The organism is Deltaproteobacteria bacterium, assembly GCA_009930495.1.
Taxonomy (GTDB): Bacteria; Desulfobacterota; Desulfovibrionia; order Desulfovibrionales; family Desulfomicrobiaceae; genus Desulfomicrobium.
Genome location: RZYB01000261.1, coordinates 1 through 2667, shown reverse-complemented (window position 1 = coordinate 2667; position 2667 = coordinate 1). Strand labels below are relative to the sequence as shown.

3 protein-coding genes are annotated in these 2667 nt (G+C 63.4%); all 3 read right to left on the bottom strand.

The window, feature by feature from the left end; genetic code table 11:
• Positions 1–849 (bottom strand): pitrilysin (locus EOL86_13470; GenBank protein NCD26585.1); only part of this gene is annotated, 849 nt, incomplete at its 3' end.
• 23 nt (positions 850–872) lie between these two features.
• Positions 873–1787, bottom strand: coding sequence for a patatin (locus tag EOL86_13465; protein ID NCD26584.1), 915 nt, complete (start codon positions 1785–1787; stop codon positions 873–875).
• A 101-nt stretch (positions 1788–1888) separates the two neighbouring features.
• Positions 1889–2506 carry a LysE family translocator gene (locus EOL86_13460; protein ID NCD26583.1) on the bottom strand — a complete coding sequence of 206 codons (618 nt, stop codon included), beginning with the start codon at positions 2504–2506 and terminating at the stop codon, positions 1889–1891.
• Positions 2507–2667: the final 161 nt, after the last annotated feature.

Genomic DNA, 2667 nt, shown 5'->3' with positions numbered 1-2667 from the left:
CACGAATTCGATGGTCATGCTCCGCGTTTCGCGCACGGGCCGCACCCCAAAAAGCACGCCGCGTTCGATGTCCGTGACCGGCGGGACCGTGGGCGGCTCGATCCGCGCCTTGCGATCCGGAATGACGCTAAGTTCCCGCCGGGCCAGGGCTTCCAGCTCGTCCAGACTTTGCGGCCCGTAGAGGACGCCCTTGATCAGATTGGCCGAGTACCAGGTTTGGTGAAAGCGGATCAATTCCTCATGGAGGGTGCTCCCGGGTTTGTCGGACAGGGTTTCCAGATTGCCGCCGGTGAAATGCGTGGCCGGATGCTTCGGGTTGAGGGTGGACAGGGACAGCATGGCCAGACGGCGGCCATCGCTGTGTTTTTTCGATTCCATTTCCGCGTTGATGGCGTTTCGTTCCTTGTCGGCATAGACCGGGTCCAGGAGCGGACTGGCCAGGGTGTCGGCCATGCGGCGCAGGGCCTCGGCAAAGGCCGGCGGATCGACCTCCATCATATAGGTCGTCGAGGTGTAGCCCGTGGCGGCGTTGGTCTGGCCACCATTTGCCGTGATAAAGGCTTGGTATTCCTCTGGGGCGGGGTAGGATTTGGACCCGAGAAAAAGCATATGCTCCAGATAATGGGCCAGACCGGGCTGGGAGGGCGCGTCGTCCAGGCTGCCCACGGGCACGGCCAGGGCGCTCGCGGCCTTGGACGCGTGGTGGTCATGGACCAGAAGCACCTCAAGCCCCGTGTCCAGGGTCAGGGCGCGGTAGTCGCGGTAATCCGTGTCCGGGACGCGGATTTGTCCGGCCAGGGCCGGGGTGGTCAGGAGCAGGAAAAGCAGAAGATATCGCACTATGGCCATGGGTTCTCCGTGGATGTGGTTTGTCAGGTGGCCAGAAGGGGTGTGGCCGTGCCCAGAATGTGTTCGATTTCGGGAAGCATGCGCCGCACGCAATCGCGTCCCTCGCCGATGGCCTCCTGGGCGCGGTGAAGCTCCAGCAGGCCGATATGGGAAAGCTTGGGCGTCAGCAGAATATCCGGTGGATCGCCAGCCAGCCGGCTGCGGGTGATACGCTCCTGGGCGATGTTCACGGACCCGGCGATGGCGTCGAACAGGCTCGGCGGTTCGTCCACTTCCTCGGTAAAGGAGAAAAGCGGCCCCGCGTATTCCCGGACCAGATCCGCCAGGGCCTCGGTCATGCCGTTTTTCTTGGGTGGGGTCTTGGGTTCGCGGGCAAAATGCTTGCCGACGATGTCGCCGTTCAAATTGACGGCGATGACCAAATCCGCGCCCAGGGCCCGGCAGATCGTGACCGGCACCGGATTGACCAAGCCGCCGTCCACCAGCCAACGGTTTTTGTGGCGGATGGCGGGAAACAGTCCCGGCAGGGCGATGGACGCCCAGACCGCTTCCAAAACCGGTCCCGAGGTAAACCAGACTTCCCGGCCGGTTTCCAGATCCGTGGACACGGCCGCGAATTGCCGGGGGAAGGATTCGATCAGGGCGGATTCGGTGGCCACGTGCAGGCTCAGGAACTCGTGCAGCCGCTTGGTGTTGACGAAGCCCGTGAAGGACGTGCTCAGATCGAAAAAGCGGGCGATGTCCAGTTTGGTCAGGGAGCACACCCATTCTTCCAGGGTGTCCAGATTACCCACTGTGTGGGACGCTCCGACCAGGGCGCCGATGGACGCGCCGCAGATGATATCCGGTTCGATGCCGAGTTCGGCCAGGGCGCGGATAACCCCGATGTGGGCCCATCCGCGCGACGAACCGCTGCCCAGGGCCAGGCCGATTTTCATATCCGGGATGCGGGATGCGTGGGGTGCCGGGTCCATGTTTTTCTCCGGATGAGGATTGTGCGCGAACAGGGGAGGTAACGCCGCAAGCGGCTGCGTCAAGGTCAGTCCGAAAGGGCCAGTTTCGCCCCAAGGCCGGCCAGAATGCCGCCGCCCGCGCGTTTGAGCCAGACCGCGCCGTTACCGCCCGTCAGCCGGCGATTGAGCATCCCGCCCAGGGCGGCCACGATCAGGCACCACGTCGTGCCCGTGGTCACGAAGGTCAGGCCCAGCACCAGAAAGGCCAGACCAGGATGGGCGGCGCCCTGCGCAATGAACTGCGGGATCAGGGCCAGGAAAAAGAGGGCCACCTTGGGGTTCAGGACATTGGTCAGTACACCCTGGCGAAAGATGCGCGGCAGGGATTGGGCTGGCTCGGTGCGGGTGACTCCAGCGGATTTGGAAAAGATCATGGTCAGCCCGAGGTAGATCAGATAGGCGGCCCCGGCCCATTTGACGAGCTGGTAGGCCGTGGCCGAGGCCGCCACCAGGGCGGTCAGTCCGGCCGCGCCGAGCAGGGTGTGGATGACCGCGCCCATGCCGATGCCCAGGGCCGAGACAATACCGGCGGCGCGCCCCTGTGCCGCGCTTCGGCCCAAAATGTAGAGGGTGTCCGGGCCGGGATAGAGATTCAGGGTAACGGCGGTGAGCAGGAAAAGGGGATAGTTGACGATATCGAACATAAAGGTCTCCTGATGTGCTTACCGGTTGTCGTGTTGGTGTACAACCGATGCGCGGTGATAGCGTGTAACCGGGATGGGCGCAAAGGGCCCCAAAGGCAAGACTTGCCGGACGGAAAGCCCGCGTGTAGCCACATCGCCATGCATGCACTCGATATTTTGTT

What these genes read in the sequence shown, in the direction of transcription:
- EOL86_13465 (NCD26584.1), bottom strand. Translation starts at nt 1,787, where the DNA reads ATGAAAATCGGCCTGGCCCTGGGCAGCGGTTCGTCGCGCGGATGGGCC.
- EOL86_13460 (NCD26583.1), bottom strand. Translation starts at nt 2,506, where the DNA reads ATGTTCGATATCGTCAACTATCCCCTTTTCCTGCTCACCGCCGTTACC.